At 65.4% G+C, this 21,401-nt stretch carries 26 protein-coding genes and 1 pseudogene; 11 read left to right on the forward strand and 16 right to left on the reverse strand.

The window, feature by feature from the left end; all coding sequences use genetic code 11:
• Window positions 1-122 precede the first annotated feature (122 nt).
• Window positions 123-590: an Lrp/AsnC family transcriptional regulator gene (locus CVN68_RS07440; protein WP_100281631.1), complete on the reverse strand. Its 468-nt coding sequence runs from the start codon at window positions 588-590 to the stop codon at window positions 123-125.
• Between the two features lie 140 nt (window positions 591-730).
• Here CVN68_RS07440 and ald point away from each other — a divergent pair, with 140 nt between their 5' ends.
• The gene (gene ald / locus CVN68_RS07445) at window positions 731-1,837 is read left to right on the forward strand and encodes an alanine dehydrogenase (protein ID WP_100281632.1); all 1,107 of its coding nucleotides are present in this window, start codon (window positions 731-733) and stop codon (window positions 1,835-1,837) included.
• 96 nt (window positions 1,838-1,933) lie between these two features.
• Here the strand turns inward: ald and CVN68_RS07450 are convergent, their stop codons facing one another.
• The 8 genes from CVN68_RS07450 to ccmC form a co-directional block, all read right to left on the reverse strand.
• A complete protein-coding gene (locus tag CVN68_RS07450; RefSeq protein ID WP_199560232.1) occupies window positions 1,934-2,146 on the reverse strand; it encodes a hypothetical protein in 213 nt (70 codons plus the stop codon).
• Window positions 2,143-2,787 (reverse strand): tetratricopeptide repeat protein, encoded by a 645-nt coding sequence (locus CVN68_RS07455; RefSeq protein ID WP_233503622.1) that lies wholly within the window; start codon window positions 2,785-2,787, stop codon window positions 2,143-2,145. Before CVN68_RS07455 ends, CVN68_RS07450 begins: the two co-directional genes overlap by 4 nt.
• On the reverse strand, window positions 2,784-3,179 hold the full coding sequence (locus CVN68_RS07460) for a cytochrome c-type biogenesis protein (RefSeq protein WP_100281633.1): 396 nt from the start codon (window positions 3,177-3,179) through the stop codon (window positions 2,784-2,786). The genes CVN68_RS07455 and CVN68_RS07460 overlap by 4 nt, the downstream gene beginning before the upstream one ends.
• Before the next feature lie 86 nt (window positions 3,180-3,265).
• Window positions 3,266-3,790, reverse strand: a complete 525-nt coding sequence (locus CVN68_RS07465; protein ID WP_100281634.1) for a redoxin family protein — start codon at window positions 3,788-3,790, stop codon at window positions 3,266-3,268.
• Window positions 3,787-5,721: a heme lyase CcmF/NrfE family subunit gene (locus tag CVN68_RS07470; protein WP_100281635.1), complete on the reverse strand. Its 1,935-nt coding sequence runs from the start codon at window positions 5,719-5,721 to the stop codon at window positions 3,787-3,789. The genes CVN68_RS07465 and CVN68_RS07470 overlap by 4 nt, the downstream gene beginning before the upstream one ends.
• A 10-nt stretch (window positions 5,722-5,731) precedes the next feature.
• The gene (gene ccmE / locus CVN68_RS07475; RefSeq protein ID WP_100281636.1) at window positions 5,732-6,166 is read right to left on the reverse strand and encodes a cytochrome c maturation protein CcmE; all 435 of its coding nucleotides are present in this window, start codon (window positions 6,164-6,166) and stop codon (window positions 5,732-5,734) included.
• Window positions 6,163-6,294, reverse strand: a complete 132-nt coding sequence (locus tag CVN68_RS23105) for a heme exporter protein CcmD (RefSeq protein WP_158298779.1) — start codon at window positions 6,292-6,294, stop codon at window positions 6,163-6,165. The genes ccmE and CVN68_RS23105 overlap by 4 nt, the downstream gene beginning before the upstream one ends.
• On the reverse strand, window positions 6,291-7,010 hold the full coding sequence (gene ccmC, locus CVN68_RS07480; RefSeq protein ID WP_199560287.1) for a heme ABC transporter permease CcmC: 720 nt from the start codon (window positions 7,008-7,010) through the stop codon (window positions 6,291-6,293). Before ccmC ends, CVN68_RS23105 begins: the two co-directional genes overlap by 4 nt.
• Window positions 7,011-7,231: 221 nt before the next feature.
• On the opposite strand from ccmC, the pseudogene CVN68_RS07485 reads away from it, so the two are divergent.
• Window positions 7,232-8,061 (forward strand): annotated as a pseudogene (locus tag CVN68_RS07485) (alpha/beta fold hydrolase).
• 34 nt (window positions 8,062-8,095) lie between these two features.
• Here the strand turns inward: CVN68_RS07485 and CVN68_RS07490 are convergent.
• Genes CVN68_RS07490 through CVN68_RS07510 form a run of 5 tightly spaced genes read right to left on the reverse strand, consistent with a single transcriptional unit; the run spans window position 8,096 to window position 9,917 of the window.
• On the reverse strand, window positions 8,096-8,482 hold the full coding sequence (locus tag CVN68_RS07490) for a DUF1801 domain-containing protein (protein WP_100281637.1): 387 nt from the start codon (window positions 8,480-8,482) through the stop codon (window positions 8,096-8,098).
• Between the two features lie 19 nt (window positions 8,483-8,501).
• Complete coding sequence (locus CVN68_RS07495; RefSeq protein ID WP_100281638.1) at window positions 8,502-8,918, reverse strand: DUF1801 domain-containing protein; 417 nt, start codon at window positions 8,916-8,918, stop codon at window positions 8,502-8,504.
• Window positions 8,918-9,133: a hypothetical protein gene (locus tag CVN68_RS07500; protein WP_100281639.1), complete on the reverse strand. Its 216-nt coding sequence runs from the start codon at window positions 9,131-9,133 to the stop codon at window positions 8,918-8,920. Before CVN68_RS07500 ends, CVN68_RS07495 begins: the two co-directional genes overlap by 1 nt.
• Window positions 9,134-9,162: 29 nt before the next feature.
• Entirely contained in the window at window positions 9,163-9,594 is a 432-nt protein-coding gene (locus CVN68_RS07505) for an SRPBCC family protein (RefSeq protein WP_100281640.1), read from the reverse strand.
• Window positions 9,591-9,917 carry an ArsR/SmtB family transcription factor gene (locus tag CVN68_RS07510; RefSeq protein WP_100281641.1) on the reverse strand — a complete coding sequence of 109 codons (327 nt, stop codon included), beginning with the start codon at window positions 9,915-9,917 and terminating at the stop codon, window positions 9,591-9,593. The genes CVN68_RS07505 and CVN68_RS07510 overlap by 4 nt, the downstream gene beginning before the upstream one ends.
• A 166-nt stretch (window positions 9,918-10,083) precedes the next feature.
• On the opposite strand from CVN68_RS07510, the gene CVN68_RS23110 reads away from it, so the two are divergent.
• The 3 genes from CVN68_RS23110 to CVN68_RS07520 all read left to right on the forward strand — a co-directional run bounded on the left by CVN68_RS23110 (window position 10,084) and on the right by CVN68_RS07520 (window position 12,525).
• The gene (locus CVN68_RS23110) at window positions 10,084-10,260 is read left to right on the forward strand and encodes a hypothetical protein (protein WP_158298780.1); all 177 of its coding nucleotides are present in this window, start codon (window positions 10,084-10,086) and stop codon (window positions 10,258-10,260) included.
• Window positions 10,261-10,511: 251 nt separating this feature from the next.
• The gene (locus CVN68_RS07515) at window positions 10,512-12,110 is read left to right on the forward strand and encodes a sensor histidine kinase (protein WP_158298781.1); all 1,599 of its coding nucleotides are present in this window, start codon (window positions 10,512-10,514) and stop codon (window positions 12,108-12,110) included.
• A gap of 13 nt (window positions 12,111-12,123) precedes the next feature.
• Window positions 12,124-12,525, forward strand: coding sequence for a response regulator (locus CVN68_RS07520; RefSeq protein ID WP_100281643.1), 402 nt, complete (start codon window positions 12,124-12,126; stop codon window positions 12,523-12,525).
• Window positions 12,526-12,579: 54 nt separating this feature from the next.
• Here the strand turns inward: CVN68_RS07520 and CVN68_RS07525 are convergent, their stop codons facing one another.
• The gene (locus CVN68_RS07525; protein ID WP_100281644.1) at window positions 12,580-13,191 is read right to left on the reverse strand and encodes a TetR/AcrR family transcriptional regulator; all 612 of its coding nucleotides are present in this window, start codon (window positions 13,189-13,191) and stop codon (window positions 12,580-12,582) included.
• Window positions 13,192-13,340: 149 nt separating this feature from the next.
• Here CVN68_RS07525 and CVN68_RS07530 point away from each other — a divergent pair, with 149 nt between their 5' ends.
• The 6 genes from CVN68_RS07530 to CVN68_RS07555 all read left to right on the forward strand — a co-directional run bounded on the left by CVN68_RS07530 (window position 13,341) and on the right by CVN68_RS07555 (window position 20,500).
• A complete protein-coding gene (locus CVN68_RS07530; protein WP_158298782.1) occupies window positions 13,341-13,961 on the forward strand; it encodes a CerR family C-terminal domain-containing protein in 621 nt (206 codons plus the stop codon).
• Window positions 13,958-14,965, forward strand: coding sequence for an HlyD family efflux transporter periplasmic adaptor subunit (locus tag CVN68_RS07535; protein ID WP_100281646.1), 1,008 nt, complete (start codon window positions 13,958-13,960; stop codon window positions 14,963-14,965). The genes CVN68_RS07530 and CVN68_RS07535 overlap by 4 nt, the downstream gene beginning before the upstream one ends.
• 48 nt (window positions 14,966-15,013) lie before the next feature.
• Window positions 15,014-16,735, forward strand: coding sequence for an ATP-binding cassette domain-containing protein (locus CVN68_RS07540; RefSeq protein WP_233503623.1), 1,722 nt, complete (start codon window positions 15,014-15,016; stop codon window positions 16,733-16,735).
• Between the two features lie 130 nt (window positions 16,736-16,865).
• Window positions 16,866-17,996: an ABC transporter permease gene (locus tag CVN68_RS07545; protein ID WP_100281647.1), complete on the forward strand. Its 1,131-nt coding sequence runs from the start codon at window positions 16,866-16,868 to the stop codon at window positions 17,994-17,996.
• A complete protein-coding gene (locus tag CVN68_RS07550) occupies window positions 17,997-19,100 on the forward strand; it encodes an ABC transporter permease (protein WP_100281648.1) in 1,104 nt (367 codons plus the stop codon). It abuts the gene before it with no gap.
• A 5-nt stretch (window positions 19,101-19,105) separates the two neighbouring features.
• The gene (locus tag CVN68_RS07555) at window positions 19,106-20,500 is read left to right on the forward strand and encodes an efflux transporter outer membrane subunit (RefSeq protein ID WP_100281649.1); all 1,395 of its coding nucleotides are present in this window, start codon (window positions 19,106-19,108) and stop codon (window positions 20,498-20,500) included.
• 8 nt (window positions 20,501-20,508) lie between these two features.
• On the opposite strand, the gene CVN68_RS07560 is transcribed toward CVN68_RS07555, so the two are convergent.
• Entirely contained in the window at window positions 20,509-21,207 is a 699-nt protein-coding gene (locus CVN68_RS07560; protein WP_233503624.1) for a FadR/GntR family transcriptional regulator, read from the reverse strand.
• Between the last annotated feature and the right edge of the window lie 194 nt (window positions 21,208-21,401).

Consider the following 21,401-nt stretch of genomic DNA (forward strand, 5'->3'; position numbering starts at 1 on the left):
GACCTGCGTTCTCGTCTTGAAAAGTGGCGGGCCGTTAGCACGTGCAGCATTGGCTGGCAACGGCCGGACCCGCACAGATGGTTATGGCAGCGGAGACGCGCAAGAGGCGTCGCGGTTCCCCGTCAGCCGCTGGCGAACAACGCATCGGCCTCGCTGCGCGTGGGTACCGTACGCAGCACGAAGCTCGAGTTGATCGTCACTACCCCGGGCAGCCGCCCCAGATGCTCGCGGTGAAGTCGTTCATAATCATCGAGATCCTGCGCGAGAATCTTGAGCCGATAGTCCTGCCCGCCCGAAACCAGCGCGCATTCAACGACCCCATGGATCTCCGCCACCGCCCGCTCGAACCGCGCCAGATCCTCCTCGATCTGGGTACCCAGGGTGATGTCCACCAGCGCGGTGATCCGGAAGCCGAGACGCCTGTGTCCCAGTCTGGCACCATAGCCGGTGATATGACCCGAGGCTTCGAGCGCCTGGATCCGCCGCGTGCACGCCGATTGCGACAGCCCCGCATCGGCGGCGATCTGGCTCACCGGCGCCCGCGCGTCCGCCGCGAGTAACTTGAGAATCTTGGTGTCGATCCGGTCCATGGCGCATAAATCTCCAATCATCGCCAGCTATACCGCATATTCATGCGCGTAAGCCAACTTTTCGTGCTGAAATTTGCAGAGATTCGCAGCCGTAACTTGCGATACTATCGCGCCACATTCCGACTCACTGGAGAGATGCCATGCGCATTGGTGTGCCAAAGGAAATCAAGAACCACGAGTATCGCGTCGGACTGACTCCCGCATCGGTAGCCGAGCTGGTCGCTGCCGGTCACGAAGTGCTGGTCGAAACGCAGGCCGGAATGGGCATCGACTTCGCCGACGAGGCCTACACCAAGGTCGGCGCGAGGATCGCCCCCGATGCGGCCGCGGTGTTCGCCGGGAGCGACATGATCGTGAAGGTCAAGGAGCCCCAGAAGCAGGAAATCGCGCTGCTCGAGCCGCGCCATACCTTGTTCACCTATCTCCACCTCGCCGCCGACAAGCCGCAGGCCGAAGGTCTGATGGCGTCGGGCGCGACCTGCATCGCCTATGAGACGGTGACTTCGAACTCCGGCGCGCTTCCCCTGCTCAAGCCCATGTCCGAAGTCGCGGGGCGCATGTCGATCCAGGTGGCTTCGCATTATCTGGAGAAGGAACAAGGCGGCCGCGGCGAATTGCTCGGCGGCGTCCCCGGTGTCGCGCCATGCAAGATCGCGATCCTCGGCGGCGGCGTCTCGGGCATCAACGCCGCGCAGATGGCCGTCGGCCAGCGCGCCGACGTGACGATCTACGACATCAACAATGAGCGCCTTGCCGAGCTCGACATGCATTTTGGAAGCCAGATCAAAACGGCATACGCCAGCAAGGCCGCTATCGCCGAGGCGGTCGCCCGCTCGCAGGTGGTGATCGGCGCGGTGCTCGTTCCCGGTGCCGCGGCGCCCAAGCTGGTCACCCGCGACATGCTCAAGACGATGATGCGTGGTTCGGTGCTGGTCGATATTGCGATCGATCAGGGCGGCTGTTTCGAGACTTCGAAGGCGACTACCCACGACGACCCCGTCTACGAAGTCGACGGCGTGATCCATTATTGCGTCGCCAACATGCCCGGCGCTGTCGCGCGCACCTCGGCCTTCGCGCTCAACAACGCGACCCTGCCGTTCGTGCTGAAACTCGCCAATCACGGCGCCGAAGGCGCGATGAAGGCCGACCGGCACCTCGCCAACGGCCTCAACGTCTACAAGGGCAAGATCGCGTTCAAGGCCGTCGCCGACGATCTCGACCTGCCCTATGAGGCATGGACGGGCTAAAAATCCCTCCCTCTTGGGGAGGGGCCAAGGGTGGGTAAGAGAAGGTCGGGCCGGCGCTCGGCCTTTCTTTCAGCGATTATATAGTTTGCAAACTCGTCACGGGCGAAAGTTTGGGTTTGGGATAAAATCCCCTTCGATATGACCGTCTGTGTCGACCTTCCAAGCTCCCGCTATCGCCTCTGGGGGCACGGCGTCGTCCGGGCCATATTCCCCTTTGATACGATAGACGTGACCGCCGGGGTGATTTTTCGCCTCGGCGTGCTCACCCGGTAGCGGCGTGATCTCCGGCGGGCGCTTAAACCAACTCACCGCCCCTTCTCCTCCGCCGCCTTCGCCGCGAGGAACCGATCCAGCAAAAACAACCGCACCAGCAATTGATCGCGATAGCTCGCTTTGGCCGGGGCCAGCTCTACTGCCTTCGCCCAATAGGGCCGCGCCTCGGCGAACTTGCCCTCGCGGATCAAGGCCAGCCCATAGAAAAAGGGCGGCCCGGGATGCTGCGGCGCCAGCTGGATCGCCCGCTCAAACGCGAATTTCGCCGCCGGCGAGATCTGGTTGCCGTCATTCTCGGCAAGCTTGATGCCCAGCCACGCCCATGCGCCCGCGTCGCCCGGCGCCTGCCGGATCGTCAGGATCATTGCGCGCACCGCGGTATCAGGCGCCCCCGCGCGAGTCATCGCATCGGCCCGCATGAACGAGCCCCAGGTGAAGTTGAACCGGCCGAACATCGCGTCGCGGATCGCCACGACCTCGGGATCGATCTCGCCTTTCTGGGCCTTCGCGATCACTGGCTTTCCCGCCAGAGCCGGGCTGCCCTGCCAGGCATAACCGGCGGCGCCGAGCATCAGTGCGGTCGCAGCCACCGTCCACAGCTTGCGCGGGAAGCCCGTCAGCCACAGCAACAGGCCCGTGCCGATGGCCATCACCAGGAGGATCAACCAGCCGGTCACGGCTTTCGCCTCGCGAAATTCCGCCGCGCAATGACGATGCCGAGCCCGAGCAGCACCAGCGGCGCCAGCCACAGCGGCGCAGTGACCCAGCTCAACGGCGGATCATAAGTGACATAGTCGCCATAACGCTGGACCAGCCATTTGCGCACTTCGCCCGGAGATTCCCCTGCGGCGATCTGCTGGCGCACCAGCGCGCGCATGTCGCCGGCCATATCGGCATCGCTGTCGGCAATCGACTGGCCCTGGCAGACGAGGCACCTGAGCGTGTCCATCAGCGCCTTGGCCTTCGCCTCCTGCGCCGGATCGGCAAGCTGGGTATAGGCAAGATCGGCGGGGGGCAGGTTCGAATCGGCATGAGCGGGCGCCAGCGCCAGCAGCAGCCCGATCGTCATCCCGGCGAAAGCCGGGACCTCAGGCCGCAAGCGCACCGCACGTCGCACGAGACCCCGGCCTTCGCCGGGGTGACAAGCACGGCGGATCACTTCGCCTTCTCCAGCTCGGCCAGCAACAGCGGCACGTCGTCTTCGCGCACATCGCCGATATGCTGATACGCGATCCGCCCCGCGGCATCGATCACGAACGTCTCGGGCACGCCCGACGAACCCAGCGCCAGCTGCGCCCGGCTCGCTTTGTCATCGCCGATCCGCGCATAGGGGTCGCCGTTGCGCGCCAGAAATGCCTGCACTGCCGCGGGGGTGTCGCGGATCGCGATCGCGTCGATCTCCACGCCGGCTTGTTTGAGCTTCATCAGCTGCGGCGCTTCGGCGATGCACGGGATGCACCAGCTCGCAAAGACATTGAGCAGCCGCGGCTTGCCCTTCAATTCGGCGGAGGCGATCCCCGGCTTGCCGGGCAGCAGTGCCGGCAGCGCCAGCACGGGCAGCGGCTTGCCCACCATCGCCGAATGGATCGTCCGATCGCCCGGCTTGATCAGACCGCTGGCGACGAGCCCGAATACGGCCGCGAACAGCACCAGGGGCGCCCAGATCAGCACCCGCCTCATGCCCACGATTCCGCTTCCGCGACCCGCCGCTCGCGCCGCACCCGCCCGATCAGTGCGATCAGCCCGCCCAGCGCGATCAGTCCACCGCCCAGCCAGATCAACGTCACGAATGGCTTCCACCACAGCCGCAGCTGCCAGCGCCCCTTATCGTCGCCCTGGCCCAGCACGGTATAGAGCTGCCCGTCGAGCAGGGTGGTGATCGCCGCCTCGTTGGTGTTGGTTGGCGGGGTGCTGAAGAAGCGCTGCTGGGGGAACAATTCGAACATCGCGCCGTCGCCGCGCCGCACCTGCAGCCGGGCCTCGAGCGCCGACCAGTTCGGCCCCACTGTAGGGCGCACGTCGGCCAGGGTCACCCGGAAGGGGCCTACGGTGACGTTCTGCCCCACCTGGATCGCGGCAAGCCGTTCGGTCTTGAACGCGCTGTCCGCAGCCATCCCGGCGATGCTCACCGCGACGCCGAGATGCGCGATCACCATTCCCCAGACATGCAGCGGCGTGCGGCGCAGGTTACGTCGCGCCACCGGCGCCACGCTCGCCACACCGAGTCCGATCGCCAGGGCGATGCCGAGCACCGACACGAAATGCGCGCCGCCCGTCAATGCGAAGAGCAATGCGAACGCCACTCCCGCCGCCGCGGTCGGCACCAGCGCGCGCTTCGCCAGCGCGTTCATATTATCGCGCCGCCAGCGCAGCAACGGCCCCGCCGCAGTCGCGATCATCAGCGCCAGCGCCACCGGCACCAATGCCTTGTTGAAGAAGGGCGCACCGATCGAGAGCTGCACGCCGGCCGCCTGCGCCGCGAGCGGATAGAGCGTGCCGATGAACACCACGCCGAGGATCACCGAGAGCAGCAGATTGTTGAGCACCAGCGCGCCTTCGCGGCTGACCAGCTGGAAGGTCGATCCCTGCGTGATCGTACCAACCCGCGCTCCGAACAGCGCCAGCGCCCCGCCGATATAGATGCCGAGCAGCGCGAGGATGAAGGTCCCGCGCGTCGGATCCACCGCAAAGGCGTGAACGCTGACCAGAATCCCCGATCGCACGAGGAAGGTGCCGAGCATCGACATCGCAAAGGCGACCAACGCGAGCATCAGCGTCCAGGCGCGCAGCCCGTCGCGGGTCGCGAGCACGGTCACCGAATGGAGCAAGGCAGTCGCCGCCAGCCACGGCATCAGCGACGCGTTCTCGACCGGGTCCCAGAACCACCAGCCGCCCCAGCCGAGCTCGTAATAGGCCCAATAAGAGCCTGCGGTGATCCCGATCGTCAGGAAGATCCATGCGCCCAGCACCCATGGCCGCATCGCTTTCGCGAAGGCCGGTCCTACGTCGCGCGTCAGCAACGCGCCGACGGCGAAGCTGAACGCCACGGACAGTCCGACATAGCCGAGATAGAGCGTCGGCGGGTGGAAGGCCAAACCCGGGTCCTGCAGCAGCGGGTTGAGCCCCTGCCCGTCCGGTGCCGGCGGATCGAGCCGCACGAACGGGTTCGAGGCGAAGGCGAGAAAGGCATAGAAACCCAGCCCGATCGCCGCCTGCGCGCCGAGGGTCGCCGCCAGCGTCGCGCTGGCCAGCCGCCGCTCGAACGCCGCCACGCCCGCGCCCGCGGTGGCGAGCACGGTGACCCAGAGCAACATCGAGCCCTCATGGTTCCCCCATGCGCCCGCGACCTTGTAGATCAGCGGCTTGAGCGAATGACTGTTGGTCGCGACCAGCACCACCGACATGTCGCTGCGCACGAAAAGGGCGATCAGCAGCGCGAACGACAGGAGCGCCAGCAGCCCTTGCACCAAAGCGGTGCGGCGCAGCGCGGTCATCATCAGGCCGACGTTCGGATTTTCTCCCTGCTTCGCCGCGCCCCACGCCAGCATCAGCTGGACGAGCGCGAATGCCGCCGCGAGCCACAAGGCGGCGAGCCCGGCCTCGGCGATCATTTGGAGCCGGTCATTTGTCGAGAGTCTCGGTCTTGTGCATCTTGCCGGCGACTTGCGGCGGCATGTAGCGTTCGTCATGCTTGGCGAGCAGATTGTCCGCCGTGAAGCTGCCATCGGGGTTGAACTTGCCTTCGGCGACCACGCCCGAGCCTTCCTTGAACAGATCGGGCGCGACGCCGCGAAACGCCACCGGCACCCTGGCCTTGCCGTCGGTCACCACGAAGGCGATCGAGATGCCGTCGGGCTGGCGCACCAGCGATCCCGCTTCGACCATTCCGCCCAGCCGCACTGCCTTGCCGAGCGGCAGCGGCTTGCCGGCCATGTCGCCCGGGGCATAGAAGAACGCCGCCTGGTCCTGGAGCGCCGAGAGCGCGAGTCCCGCTGCGCCGGCCACTGCGCCCAATGCGAGCAGCCCGAGCACGAGCCGCTGATGCTTGGGCTTCATCGTTCGCGCCTAAGCGATTCCGCCGCCGCCTCAGCCCGCCGCATCGACAGCCATGCCCAGGCCGCCAAACCGCCGGTGCCGAGCAACGTCACGGCATAAGCCGAATAGACGAACGCCCAATGATTCACTGCGCCGCCATCCGCCGCATCCGCGCTTCGACCTTCTGCGTCGCGAGCATCGCCCGCATCCGCATCAGCACTACCCCGGCGAACAGCAACGTGAATCCGCCGATCGTGAAGAATAACGGCCACAGCATCGACGAATCGATCGACGAACTGGTCAGCCCGATGCTCTGCCCCTGGTGCAGCGTATTCCACCACACCACCGAGTACCGCACGATCGGCAACAACACCGAGCCCGATACTCCGAACAACGCCGCCACCCGCCCGTCCCCGCCGCGATCAGCATCAGCCCGGGCCAATGCAATGTACGCGATGTAGACGAAGAACAGCAGCAGCATGCTGGTCAGCCGCCCGTCCCACTCCCACCAGGTGCCCCAGGTCGGTCGGCCCCAGATCGCGCCGGTGACCAGGCACAGCGCGGCGAACATCGCCCCCGCCGGCGCGATCGCGCGTGCGGCGATGTGCGCAAGCGGGTGCCGCCAGATCAGATAACCGAGGCTGGCCGCGGCCACCGCGGTCCAGCCCCCCATTCCCAGCCATGCGGCGGGAACATGGATATAGAGGATCCGCACGCTCTCCTTCTGGAGATAGTCCGCCGGGGTCTGGGTCAGCCCGCCCCACGCGCCGAACAACGCCAGCGCCACCCCCGCCCAGAACAGGACCGGCGTCAGCGGGCGCGCGAGCTTCAGGAAGCGCGTGGGATTGGCGAGTGCATGGATCACGGTACTGGCCCGCCAATAGCCGCCTTCGCCGGCGGAATCTACGTCGGGTTGTTTGCGGATAGCGGCGGCCTGCGATCTTCGCACTTGCGCGCCATCACTGCTGTCATCATGCTTTCGTCACGGGACCGTAAGGACAGGGCGCGGCCGCATTCCGGGAGAGTGCGCAACGCGGACACACGCCAGCCTTCCCCGGCTGCACCCATATTACAAGGATCAGGCCCATGCCTTTCATAACCACCAGCGATGGAACCGAAATTTTCTATAAGGACTGGGGTCCCAAGACCGCGCAGCCGATCGTCTTCCACCACGGCTGGCCGCTCTCCGCGGACGATTGGGACGCCCAGCTGATGTTCTTCCTCGGCGAAGGCTATCGTGTGATCGCACATGATCGCCGCGGACATGGTCGCTCGACCCAGACCGACACAGGCAACGAGATGGACACCTATGCCGCCGATGTGATCGAACTCGCCGCGGCGCTCGATCTCAAGGACGCCGTCCATATCGGTCACTCGACCGGCGGCGGCGAAGTGGCGCATTATGTCTCGCGCGCCGAAGCTGGCCGCGTCGCCAAGGCGGTGCTGATCGGCGCGGTCCCCCGATCATGCTCAAAACCGAAGCCAATCCCGGCGGCCTGCCGATCGAAGTGTTCGACGGAATCCGCGCGGGCGTCGCCAACAATCGTGCGCAATTTTACATCGATCTGCCAACCGGCCCCTTTTACGGTTTCAACCGCGAGGGCGCCGAAGTGAAACAGGGTGTGATCGACAATTGGTGGCGGCAGGGCATGATGGGTGGAATCAAGGCGCACTATGATTGCGTTAAAGCCTTTTCCGAGACGGACTTCACCGAAGATCTCAAGAAAATCGACGTCCCGGTGCTGTTGCTCCACGGCGAGGATGACCAGATCGTTCCGATCGCCGATGCGGCGCTGATCGGGATCAAGCTGCTCAAGCACGGCTCGATCAAGACCTACCCGGGCTTCCCGCATGGCATGGCGACAACGCATGCCGACGTCATCAACGCCGACCTGCTCGCCTTCATTCGCAGCTGAGCGACACGCCCCTCCCGGTTCGCCGGGAGGGGTTTCAGCCCGCGCCCGAGAGGTTGTGGCCCACCGCCGCACGGATCAGCTCCTTGAGCGCCGCCTCGTCGATCGCGGCTCCTTCGTGGAAATCGATCGCGCGCCGGACATTACCGTCGAGGCTCGACGTGAACAGCCCTTTCGCATCGTCAAGCGCAGCGCCCTTGGCGAAGGTCATCTTGACTGCCTTCTTGTAGGTCTCGCCGGTGAACAGCATGCCCGCGTGATACCACGTTGGCACCCCGCGCCACTTCCATTCCTCGGTCACCTCAGGGTCGACTTCCTTGATCAGCGCGCGGATACGGGCGAGCGTCTCGCCGCGCCAGTCGCCTAGCTCCTCGATCCGCGCGTCGATCAGCTCGGACGGCGATTTGGCCTGCACTTCGCTCATAGCCCTCTCCTTTCCTCTCTCACGGCACCCACCCCGGCAGCGCCACCGCCTGCCGGATCCAGTCGGCAAGCTGTGCCTCGTCGAGCGCCTCGCCCTCGTGTACGTGGAAATAGCGCGTGTTCGGGTCCTTCGCATCGATCGGGGGCAGCGGCTCCAGCCCCGCGCCGTTGAAGAAGGCCAGCTTGATGTACTTGTTGAAGCAGTGCATTCCGAGGAACCAGCTTTTGCCGTCCACGCCATAGAGCGGCGAGTTCCATTTGACTGCCTTGCGCACCCCGGGAAGCGTGCGCTCGATCAGCGCGTCGAGCCGCTGCCCGACCTCGCTTTTCCAACCCGGCATCGCAGCGATATAGACCTGCACTGGCGCATCGCCGTCGCCCTTGGCGACCTGCGGATTGCCGCCTGAGAGCAGCACCGGCTCTTTCTTCGCAGCCATCACATGCGCGCGCCGCGCCGCTTGCCAAAATACGGCAGCGCAAAAAGATATAGTCCGGTACCCAACAGGAGAATCAGTGGCACCAGCGCCAGCATCCCCACCCACATAGGCGGCTGCCCGCCTTGGCTCATCACTACGATGTAAGTGATCACGCCCAAAGTGAAGGCGATCGCCAGCCAGCGATGCCCCTGTCGCACCCACATATTCGCGCTCATCTCACTCTCCCCTCAAAGCGGTTTGCCGCTCAGTCGATCTGCGCCGACACCTGCTCGAGCTTGTCGAGGAACTGCTTCCAGCCAGCATACGCGCCGCCGTAAGCCTGCTTCTGCGCGGGCCCGAAGCCCGCTTGTTCCATCCGCAGATGCGTGCCCGAAGCGGTCGGCGTCAGCGTAAAGGTCACCACGCTCTCCAGCGCGAACGCCGGATCGTCGCTCGCGAAATCCCAGGTGTAAGAGAGCATCCGCTGCGGCTCGACTTCGAGTACTTCGCAGTCGAGCACTCCGCCCCATTCGCCCCTTAGCTTGAACTGGTGGCCAACGATTGGCGCGAAGTCGTTCTTCATCAGCCATTCTTCCATCAGATGCGGCTGGGTCAGCGCGCGCCAAAGCCGCTCAGGCGGGTACGCGATCTCGCGCTCGACGACGACTATGCGCTTCTCGGTATCGATATCGGTCACTGGTCCATCCTTTTGAGCAGGTCCTCGAGATCGTCGAACCGCCGCTCCCAGAAGCCCGCCATCTGGCTGGTCCAGTCGAGCAGCGGCGCCAGCGCACCGGGCAGCGCGCGGTAATGCGTTTGCCGGCCCTCATGCCGGTCGCAGACGAGGCCAGCATCGCGCAGCACACCGAGATGCTTCGAAACCGCCGGCTGCGACACTCCGGCGCGCGCCGTCAGTGCGCCCACCGTCTGCTCGCCCTCGCGGCAAAGCCGCTCGAACAGCGCGCGCCGCGTCGGATCGGCAAGCGTCTTGAACAGCAGATCGGGACCAAGTGGCGTCACAACTCATAACTCATTGGCTATGCATTTCTCATAACCAGCCAGTTATGCATGAGTCAAGCACGGGAAGAGAGTTAATCGGCCCAACCCGGCTGGACAGCGTGATCGCATGCATCCAGCGTAGCGGCAGGCGCGTTGTATCGTGACCTGCAGTGAGGAGTATCGCGACATGATCCAAGGCCAGGACCCACGCTCCGCCGCAGCGATCACTGCGATGTCGCTCGATCTCGCCGAGCTACTCGCGACGATCGAGCAGGTGCGCGGACAGCTCCAGCGCGTGCAGGCCGGACTGATCTGCGCCCAGCTCGACGCCGCCGAAGCCGCGTCGCCCGCGAACCCGCAATAAGCCCGGACCGGTCGATCGCTGCACTTCCGGCTCCGCGATACGCCTCATGCTTCCAATATGCGGCGGGCCAGTCGTTTCGTGGGCACTACGGGAAAAACCGTAGCCCGCCAGCGCGACGCGAAGCACACACACCTCTACAATGAGAGGATAAATGTGGGCCCCCGCCCTCGGACAGCAACGTCGTGCCTAGGCGCACGCCTAGACGACTGTCCGGACACAAGATGCGGAGGCGTAGTGAGGGTGGCTCAACGATGCCTGAATACGGCTATGACCTGATCGCGACTATGTACAAAGGCGCGCGCCACCCTGTCTTCATCAAGGGAGAGGACTATAGCTACGTCTTCCTCAGCGATCAGGCATGCAAGCTCACCGGGGTTCCGTTCGAAGAGCTCATCGGAAAAACGGACTATGACTTCCTTCCCCAGACGGAGGCCGATTCAGTTCGGGCGATGGACAAACATATCCTCGAGACAGGCGCGGAGCGGCTCTTCGAGGAAGAAATTACCAGCCAGGATGGCTCGCTTCACACGCTGGTCACTCACAAGCGTCGTGTGACGGTTTCGCTCGGAGGCCGCCTGACCAACCTGGTTGTCGTCGAAATCGACGACGTGACCGAGCTTCGCAATGCCGAGAACGTCTTGCGCGCGAGCGAGGAGCATCACCGCTCGCTGATCGAACTTCACCCGCAAACCCCTTGGGTCGCCAACGCGCGCGGTGAAGTGATCGAGATCGGACCCGAATGGGAACAGGTCTCCGGCCGTTCGATTGCCGCGGCCCGCGGCCATGGCTGGGCTGATTCGGTGCACCCCGATGATCTCGCTCAGGTGACCAGCAGTTGGGCCGAAGCGGTGCGGACCAGGACTCGCCTCGACATCGAGTACAGGCTTCTGAACGGCGATGGCGATTATCGATGGTATCGCTGCAGAGCCGCTCCGCGCATTCACGCCTCGGGCGAAGTCAGCCGGTGGTATGGTCTCCTAGAGGATGTCCACGATCGACAAACCGCATTCGAAGCCTTGATCACGAGCGAGCGCCATCTCCGGCAGCACCGCGACGACCTCGAGAAGATCGTCGAGACGCGAACCGCGGAGGTGAAGGAAAAGAACTCCGAGCTCGCCCGGTTGCTGGAGCAAGAGCGCGAGGTGAACGCATTGCAGCGCCGTTTCGTGGCGATGGTCTCGCACGAATTCCGTACGCCGCTCACGATCATCGACGCCGCTGCCCAGCGTCTCGCGCGCGTGAAGGAAGTGCCGACGCTCGCCTACCTCGCCGAGAAGTCGGTGCAGATCAAAGGCAGTGTGTCACGGATGGTCGAACTGATGGAAAGCATCCTCGCCGCGGGCAGGCTTCAAACCGGCGTCATCGAGATAAACAAGAAGCTCTGCTCATTGGCGGACATCGTCGGCTCTTGCGTACATCATCGGCAGGAAATCTGCTCCACGCACCAAATTCATGCCGACTTGTCCGGCCTCCCCACGGAAATGCAGGTCGATGCGCAGGCGATGGAGCGCGTATTCGGCAATCTCCTGTCGAACGCCGTGAAATATGCGCCCCGCGCGCCTGACATCTACGTGCGGGGGTGGATGGAGCACGAGATCATCCACATCAGTGTGCGCGATACTGGCGTCGGAATAGACGAGGAAGATCTGTCGCGCCTGTTCGAGCCGTATTTCAGAGCGCAGAGTGCCGCGGGAATCGCCGGCACCGGTATCGGCCTCAATATCGTGCGGGAAATCGTTGATATGCATGGCGGAACTATCTCCGTCGCCAGCGAGGTCGGCAAAGGCTCGACATTCACGGTGAACCTGCCGTTGCGCCACCAAAATCCCGATATCCGCGAAGCAGCATAGTTAGGAAGATAGTGTGATCAAAGTTCTATGTATTGATGACGAAGCCGAGATCCGGAGCCTTCTGGTCGAGGAACTGCACGATGCCGGCCTCGAAACGATCGAGGCCTGCAACGGCCGCGAGGGTCTGGATAAGATCCTGACCACCTGGCCGGACATCGTGATCTGCGATGTGTCGATGCCGGTGATGACCGGGCATGAGATGCTGGCGGAAATTCAGCTGAACCATCCGGAATTCTCGAACACGCCGATCATCATGCTGACCGCCATGACCGACCGCGAGAATATGCTGGCTGGTCTGCATGGCGGCGCCGACGACTATTTGACCAAGCCGGTGGACCTCGACCTGCTGATGGCCAAGATCAGCGGGTGCATCATGCGGCTGGAGAATAATCGAAAGATGGGCCGGGGACTCTGAAGCGAAGCGTGCGCCCGCGAGGGTCTACGCTTCCTCCTTCAGATTGGATCACCCCTACTTCGTCGGCCACACCGCGAGGCTGGTTTCGACGAGACGTTCGAGCTCTTCGCGGCTGGCCCCTGCCCCGGCCTGCAGTGCAAGCCCCTGGAGCAGAGCGATGAGATAACCGGAGAGCGCCTCGGCGTTCATGTGCTCGGGGAGTTCGCCCGCCGCTTCGGCCTTTTCAAAGCGCGCGATCAGTGCATCGGATGAGGATTTGCGCCGGGCAATGACTTCCTCGCGGATCGATTCGGCTTCTACTCCGCACGCGACCGAGCTGATCACGCGCAGGCAGCCGCGGGGCTCGCAATCGCTCGCCTGCATTTCCAGCGCCCCGCGCAGCAGCCGTTCGGCGACGCCGCGGGCCGTGGCCGCATCGAGCGCCTGCGACATGTAGCAAAGCTTCTCGCGCTCGTAGAGGTCGAGCGCCTTGCGGAACAGTGCTTCCTTGTTGCCGAACGCGGCATAGAGGCTGGGCCGCGTGATTCCCATCGCATCGGTCAGATCGGTGAGCGACGCACCTTCATAACCCTTGCTCCAGAAGACGCGGAGCGCCTGGGCGAGCGCCTCGTCGACGCAGAATTCGCGCGGGCGCCCTTTGGTAGCGGAACAGATGGCAAGTTTCATAATGATCGGTACATAATCGCAAAGTGTGGAAAATACACTAGTATTAACGCGTAGCCGGTCAATCGGGTGCAAGCCACTGGCGTACAAGGGCCTTGCTCCCTCGAAGATGCAAGCATATGAACTGTTCGTTCGAACGAACGAAGGCGGATATGGTCTCTGCGACTCTCCTCGACACGGCGATCGACCAGTTCGGCAGGCTCGGGTTCGAAGGCGCCAGCACCCGCGAGATCGCCCGCGCCTCCGGCACGGCCATGTCTTCGATCACCTATCATTTCGGCGGGAAACAGGGGCTTTATCTAGCCGCTGCCGAGCATATCGCCGCCTCGATCCGCAATTTGCAAGGCGAGGCGGTAGCACGGGCCGTGGCGGCAGGGCAGCAATCGAGTATTGCGGCGACCGAAGCGCTCGCCGCCATTCTCGACAGCCTCGCCCAGATGATGCTGCGGCCCGAGACCGAAGCCTGGTCGCGCTTCATCATCCGAGAGCAGCAATTCCCGACTGAGGCGTTCGACGTGCTCTTCGCCAAGGCGATGCAGCCGATCCTCAACGCATTTATCGAACTGATCAGCCGCGCGCGCCCGGACCTTGGCCAGCGCGAGGCGGTGGCGATGGCGATCCTGTTGTTCGGGCAGGCTATGGTGCTGCGCGCGGGCCGCGCCGCAGTGTGCCGCGCATTGCAAGTCGAACAGATCGACGACGAAACCGCGCTGCTGCTGCGCGCCCGGCTGCGCGCCAACACGCTCTGCATCCTTTCGGAGAAGCCGCAATGAACCGACGCCGCCTGATCGTGCTTGTCGTGGTGGCGCTGCTTGCCGTGGCGGGATTCGCCACGCGCGGCTTCGGGCTGCTGCCCGGCCGGCCCGATACCGAGCTCGCGCTCTACGGCAATGTCGACATCCGCGAGGTCGATATGGGGTTCCGCGTCGGCGGGCGGATCGCCGGGATCGGCGTCGAGGAGGGTGCGCGGGTGAAGCAGGGCCAATTGCTCGCGACGCTCGACACTGCGACGCTCGACAGCCGCATCGCCGAATCGGATGCGCGCGTGGCGCAGGCGCAGGCCAATTACGACAAGGCGCGCAACGGCGCGCGGGCGCAGGATGTCGGCCAGGCGCGCGCGCGGGTCGCCGCGGCGCAGGCGGTCTATGACAATGCCCGGCGCGATTACGCAAGGCGCCAGCCGCTGGTCGAGCCGGGCGCGATCAGCCGCGACATCTGGGAGCAGACCCGCACCGAGCGCGACCGCGCGGCAGCGCAGCTCGCCGAGGCGAGGCAGGGACTTTCGCTGCTGCAGGCGGGCAGCCGGCCCGAGGACCTCGCCGCCGCCGCCGCCGAGATGCGATCGGCACAGGCGACGCGCGCGGGCGTCGCGACCGATCGTTCGGACACGCGCCTCGTCGCCGCGACCGCCGGCACCGTCGTCACCCGCGCGCGCGAGCCCGGCGCGATCGTCCAGCCGGGCGAGATTGTGCTGACGCTGTCGATCGACCGCCCAATGCGCGTGCGCGCCTATGTCGCCGAGACCGATCTCAGCCGGGTGAGCCCGGGGATGAAGGTGCAGGTCACTGCCGACGGCAATCCCAAGACCTATCGCGGAACGATCGGCTATATCGCCCCCCGCGCGGAGTTCACGCCCAAGTCAGTCGAGACCGAAAACCTGCGGACCGACCTCGTTTATCAGGTCCGGGTGATCGTCGACGATCCGGACGAGGCATTGCGACAAGGTCAGCCGGTGACGATCCGCGTCGTCGGCGCGAGGCCGCGGCATGCGGATTGAGACCGGTCTTCTGCTCCCCTCCCTGCAAGGGAGGGAGGGGTTTTGCTAGTGGAAGCCGTCGCCCGCACCACCGATCTGGTGAAGCGCTTCGACGCGCTCACTGCGCTCGACGGCGTCTCGATGACGATCGCGCCTGGCAAGGTCACCGGGCTCGTCGGGCCCGACGGCGCGGGCAAGACCACCTTGATCCGCATCCTCGCCGGGCTGATGGCGCCGACTGCCGGCGCGGTCGAAGTGCTGGGCGCGCTGCCCGGAAAAAGGCTCGACGATCTCGGCTACATGCCGCAGCGCTTCGGGCTGTACGAAGACCTGACGGTGATCGAGAACCTCAATCTCTATGCCGAGGTGCGCGGCCTCCCCAAGGATGAGCACAAGGCAAGCTTCGACCGGCTGCTCCACTTCACCGATCTCGCGCGCTTCCAGGAGCGGCTCGCGGGCAAGCTCTCGGGGGGCATGAAGCAGAAGCTCGGGCTCGCCTGCGCGCTGGTAAAGACGCCGAAGCTGTTGTTGCTCGACGAGCCGGGCGTCGGGGTCGATCCGATCTCGCGGCGCGAACTCTGGGCGATGGTCGGCGATCTGACCGATCAGGGGATCGGGGTTTTGTGGTCGACCGCCTATCTCGACGAGGCCGAGAAGTGCGACAGCGTCTATCTGCTCAATCAAGGCCAGTTGCTGTTCGACGGCCCGCCCGCCAAACTGACGGGCAAGGTCGCCGACCGCGTGTTTCGCGTCACCGGGTTCAAGGATCGCCGCCGCCACTTCCTCACTCGCACGCTGGATCGCGACGAAGTGATCGACGGGACGATCCAGGGCCGATCGGTGCGGCTGCTGATGGCCGAGCGCGCCGCTGCCCCGACCCCGCAATCGCTCGACGCCGAGGGCGGCGCGGTCGAGCCCGCCCCACCCCGCTTCGAGGACGGGTTCATCGAGCGGCTCGGCGGCGGGCCCAAGGGGACCAGCGCGCTCGCCGAACGCTATCGCGAAATCCCCGAGAGCGAAGGCTATGCGATCGAGGCCAAAGGGCTGACCAAACGCTTCGGCGATTTCGTCGCGGCGAGCGACATGCATTTCGCAATCCCGCGCGGGCAGATCTTTGGGCTGCTCGGGCCCAACGGCGCGGGCAAATCGACCACCTTCAAGATGCTGTGCGGACTGCTCACGCCGACAAGCGGCAGCGGCGCGGTGGCAGGGCACGATCTGCGCCGCTCGCGCGCCGATGCGCGCGCGTCGCTAGGCTATATGGCGCAGAAATTCTCGCTTTATGGCGATCTGAGCGTCCGCCAGAATCTGGATTTCTTCGCCGGCGCCTATGATCTCGACCGGGCAGCGGCGAAACACGCGATCGAGGCGATGATCGAGATTTTCGAGCTCGAGGAAAAGCTCGACGTCAACGCCGGGACATTGCCGCTCGGGTTCAAGCAGCGGCTCGCACTGGCCTGCGCGGTGATGCACGAGCCGCCGGTCCTCTTCCTCGACGAGCCGACCTCGGGGGTCGATCCGGTGACGCGGCGCGAATTCTGGACGCATATCAACGGGCTGGTCGAAAAGGGCGTGACCGTGCTCGTCACCACGCACTTCATGGACGAGGCCGAATATTGCGACCGCGTCACCCTGATCTACCGCGCCGAGCAGATCGCCACCGGCACCCCCGATGAGCTGAAGGCGCAGGCGGGCAAGCTGGCAGGCCTCGACGACCCGACGATGGAGGACGCCTTCATCGCGCTGATCGAGCAGTTCGACCGGCAACGTGGCGAGAGGGAGGCGGCGTGAGACCCTGTCCGTCACCCCCGCGAACGCAGGGGCCCATCTCCTGCCTTCGCCAGCGCCACAACCGCCGTTGTCATTTCCGGCATCTGCACGAGATGGGTCCCCGCTTTCGCGGGGATGACGTGGGGCTTTAATGACCCCCCGCTTCTCCTTCCGCCGCCTCGCCGCGCTGGTCCGCAAGGAAGGCGCGCAGATCCTGCGTGACCCTTCGACCTTCCTGATCGCCTTCGTGCTGCCGATGATCCTGCTGTTCCTGTTCGGCTATGCGGTGTCGCTCGACAGCAGCCGCACGCGGATCGGGGTGGTGCTGCAGGATTCGAGCGCCCCCGCGCTGCGGCTGGCGCAAGCCTATCAGACCTCGCGCTATTTCGACGTGACGATGGCGCGCACGATCCAGCCGATGCGCGAGGCGATGGTGGCCGGCGACCTGCGTGCGATCATCGTCATTCCGCAGGATTTCGGCGAGGGCGTGAAGCAGGGCCGCGCGCCGGCGATCCAGATCATCGCCGACGGATCGCAGCCCAATACCGCCAATTTCGCCGCCGCTTATGGCGAGGGCGTGCGCGCACAATGGGCCGCGACCGAGGGCCTCGAGCGCAATCCCGGCGCGGCCGGGCCGCCGGTGAGCATCTCGGCGCGCTTCTGGTATAATCCCGAGCTCAAGAGCCGCTATTTCCTCGTCCCCGGCTCGATCGCCAACGTGATGACGATGATCGGCACCCTGCTCACCGCACTCGTCGTCGCGCGCGAATGGGAGCGTGGGACGATGGAAGCGATGATGGCCACGCCGATCTCGATGGCCGAATTCATCGCAAGCAAGGTCATCCCTTATTATCTGCTCGCGCTCGCCTCGATGGCTTTGTGCACGGTGATCGGGGTGTTCGTGTTCGGGGTGCCGTTCCGCGGATCGGTGTTCGCGCTGTTCGTCGTCGGGTCGGCATTCCTGATGCCCGCGCTGGGGCTCGGGCTGTTCATCTCCTCGGCCACCAAGAACCAGTTCGTCGCGAGCCAGATCGCCTTGCTCTCGGCGTTCCTGCCGACCTTCTTGCTCTCGGGCTTCATCTACGAGATCAGCTCGATGCCGTGGCCGATCCAGGCGCTGACCTATCTGGTACCCGCGCGCTATCTGATCCCCAGCCTCCAGTCGGTGTTCCTCGCGGGCGACCAATGGGCGCTGCTGCTTCCCAATATCGCCATCATGCTCGGCTTCGGCGTGCTCTTCTTCCTGCTCTCGTTCCGCGTCACGCGGCGGAGCCTCGACTAGATGCGCCGGTTGGTCGCCATGATCGTCAAGGAGATGTGGGCGGTGCTGCGCGATCCCAAGTCGCGGATCGTGTTGTTCGTGCCGCCGTTGATGCAGCTCTTCATCTTCACCTTCGCGACCACGCTCGACGTCAAGAATGTCGACGTCGCGATCCTCGATCGCAGCTCGGGCGTCCATTCGGCGGAGATCGTCAGCCGGATCGCAGGCAGCCCCAATTTCCGCAAGATACTGCCGCTGCGCAGTCCGCACGAGCTGCGCGACGCGATCGACAACCAGAAGGTGATCGCCGCGCTCGTGATCGACGAGGATTTCGATCGCCGCATCGCCGCGGGCAAGCCGGCGATAGTGGGCGTGGTACTCGACGGGCGGCGCTCGAACGCGGCGCAGATCGTCAACGGCTATCTCACCCAGATCGTCGGCAGCGTCGGCGCCGACCTCGATCCGCGACCGGGGCCCGCGCAACCGCCGGGGAGCGTGATCACCAACTGGTACAACCCGTCGCTCGATTATATCTGGTTCACTTTGCCCTCGCTGGTGGCGATCATCACCTCGGTCGCGGGCCTCGCGATCACGTCGCAATCGGTGGCGCGCGAGCGCGAGCTGGGGACATTCGACCAGTTGATGGTCTCGCCGCTGCGCATCCACGAGATCCTCATCGGCAAGATGGTCCCGCCCTTCATCATCGGGATGATCAACGGCAGCGTGTATCTGATCATCGCGCCCCTCGTGTTCGGCGTGCCGTTCACCGGGTCGCTTGTGCTCTTCTTCCTCAGCCTCGCCATGTACATGCTCGCGCTGATCGGGCTCGGCATGCTCGTCTCGGCGATCGCCAAGACGCAGCAACAGGCGTTCCTCGGCGTTTTCCTGATCACCACGCCGCTGATTCTGCTCTCGGGCTATGCCAGCCCGATCGACAACATGCCCGGCTGGCTCCAGCTGGTGACCTATCTCGACCCCGCCCGCTATTTCCTCGTCATCGTCCAGGGATTGTTCCTCAAGGCGATGCCGGCCGCCGCCGTGTTCCACCAGCTCTGGCCGCTCGCGCTGATCGCCTGCGCGACGCTCTCCGCATCGGCTTGGCTGTTCCGCGCGCGCATGGAGTGACCCCGATGCCTCGCCTGCCTTTCCTCGCCCTTCTCGCTCTGGCCGGCTGCACCGTCGGACCCGATTACCAGCGCCCCGCGCCGACCGCCTCGACGCAGGCGTCGTGGCTCGAACCCGGCGCGCCCGGCGCCATCGATCTCGCCTGGTGGGACAGCTTCGGCGATCCGCAGCTTTCGGCGCTGGTCACCCGCGCGCTGGCGAGCGCGCCCGATCTCAAGGAAGCCGAGGCGCGGCTTGCCGAAGCGCGCGCAAATCGTGATGCGGTGGCCGGCGGGCGGCTTCCCAATGTCGAGGCGAGGGGCTCGGCCACCGAGAACCGGTTGAGCGAGAACGGCCAGCTGCCGATCGGCAACATCCCCGGCTTCGACCGCGAGTTCCGGCTGTTCGACCTCGGCTTCGATGCGAGTTGGGAGCTCGACTTCTGGGGTCGGCGCACCCGCCAGACCGAAGCGGCGAACGCGCGCGCCGAGGCGGCGCTGTTCGGTCAGCGCGACGTGATGCTGACCCTGATCGCCGAAGTCGCGCGCAGCTATTTCGACTTGCGCGCGGCGCAGGCCGATGCCGCAAATGCGCGGGCGCTCGCCGGCTCGGATGCCGAACTCGCGCGGCTGACGCAATTGCGCTTCACTGCCGGCGAGGCATCGCGGCTCGAAGTCGAGCGCGCCGAGGGGGCGGCGCGAACCAGCGCAGCCGCCATACCCGACACCCAGGCGCGCGCGGCAGCGGGGGCGTACCGGATCGCGGCGCTGGCCGGCGCAGCGCCCGAGGAGATCGCGCCCGAGTTGCGCAAGCCGGCGCCGCTGCCCGTCAGCCCCGATCGGATCCTCGTGGGGGTGCGTTCCGAACTGCTCGAGCGCCGCCCCGACATCCGCCGCGCCGAGCGTGAGCTCGCCGCCGCAACTGCCGATATCGGCGTCGCCACCGCCGACCTGTTTCCGCGCTTCAGCCTGATCGGCAGCCTTGGTCAGCAGGCCCGCACTCCCGGCGGCCTCTTCTCCGGGGAGAGCACCCGGCTACAGATCGGCCCGAGCTTCTCGTGGCCGGTCTTCTCGGGCGGCACGATCCGCGCGCAAATCCGCGCGGCCGATGCGCGGGCGCAGGGGGCTGCGGCGCGCTATGAAAAGGCCGTGCTCGGCGCGCTTTCCGACAGCGAAGCGGCGATCAACCGCTTCCTCAATGCGCGAGTGGGCGAGGTCGAGGCTGGCGCGGCGCTGGAGCGCGAGCGGTCGGCTTATGGGTTAGCGGAGCGCAGGGCCACCAGCGGCGAGGACGACCGGCTGACCTTGCTCCGCGCGCGCCAGTTGCTGCTCTCGACCGAACGGCGAGCCGATCAGGCCCGGGCGGCGAAGGGTCAGGCCGCGGTGGCGCTGTACAAGGCGCTGGGCGGCGGCTGGCGCTAGCTACTCCGTCAAGGCATCAACCGCTTGCGCCCCTGCGACAAATGCCAGCGCATCGCCAGCGCGGCAGCATCGGCGTCCTGTGCGCGAATCGCCTCGACCACCATCTCGTGCTCAGTGATCATCGCCCCGATCGCCTCAGGCGGGCGGGCGCGCGAAATGTCCACGCCGGCGCGCAGGATTCGGTAGATGCCCTCTTCGAGATGATCGAACGCCGCGACGAAAGCGGGGTTGGCAGTCGCCTCGAAGATCGAGCGGTGGAGCACCCAATCCTCTTCATGCGCCGGACCGTTCGAGTGCAAGGCGCCGCGCAGCGCTTCCATCGCTCGCTGGATCGTCTCCATCTGCTCGGGAGAGCGGCGCAGCGCCGCGAGCCGGCAGGCCTCGGCCTCGAGCACGAAGCGGACTTCATAGGTGCCGAGCGTCGCCGAGAGCTCGGCCATCGGCATATGCGCACCCAGCCGTTCGGAGGGCCGCCGCATGACATAGGAACCGGCGCCGCGTCGCGCCTCGGTGATCCCGTCGGCGGCGAGTCGGACCAAAGCTTCGCGCACCACCGTTCGCGACATGCCGAACATCTCGGCGAGCCGCGGCTCCGACGGCAACCGGTCGCCGATCTGGAGATCCTTGGCGTTGATGATCTCGACGATCTGCGAATAGGCGCGATCGGCCAGCCGCCCCTCGCCCGCATGCGCAACTCCGTGTGCCAATCGGCCCTCCCCTTCCCTCGCTGAAACTAGCTTCAAGGCAGCGGTGTTGCCAACCCCATGTAAGACATATTGGTTAGACAGATTATACGATTTCGGCGCTGATTTGCCGATTGACGTGCCGAAACGGCGCGGCATACTTTGAACCTGTCCAACCGATTCAGGACTCGGCCACAGAAGCCGCGGGGATTGGAAGA

Source organism: Sphingomonas psychrotolerans (assembly GCF_002796605.1).
In the GTDB taxonomy this organism is placed as follows: Bacteria; Pseudomonadota; Alphaproteobacteria; order Sphingomonadales; family Sphingomonadaceae; genus Sphingomonas; species Sphingomonas psychrotolerans.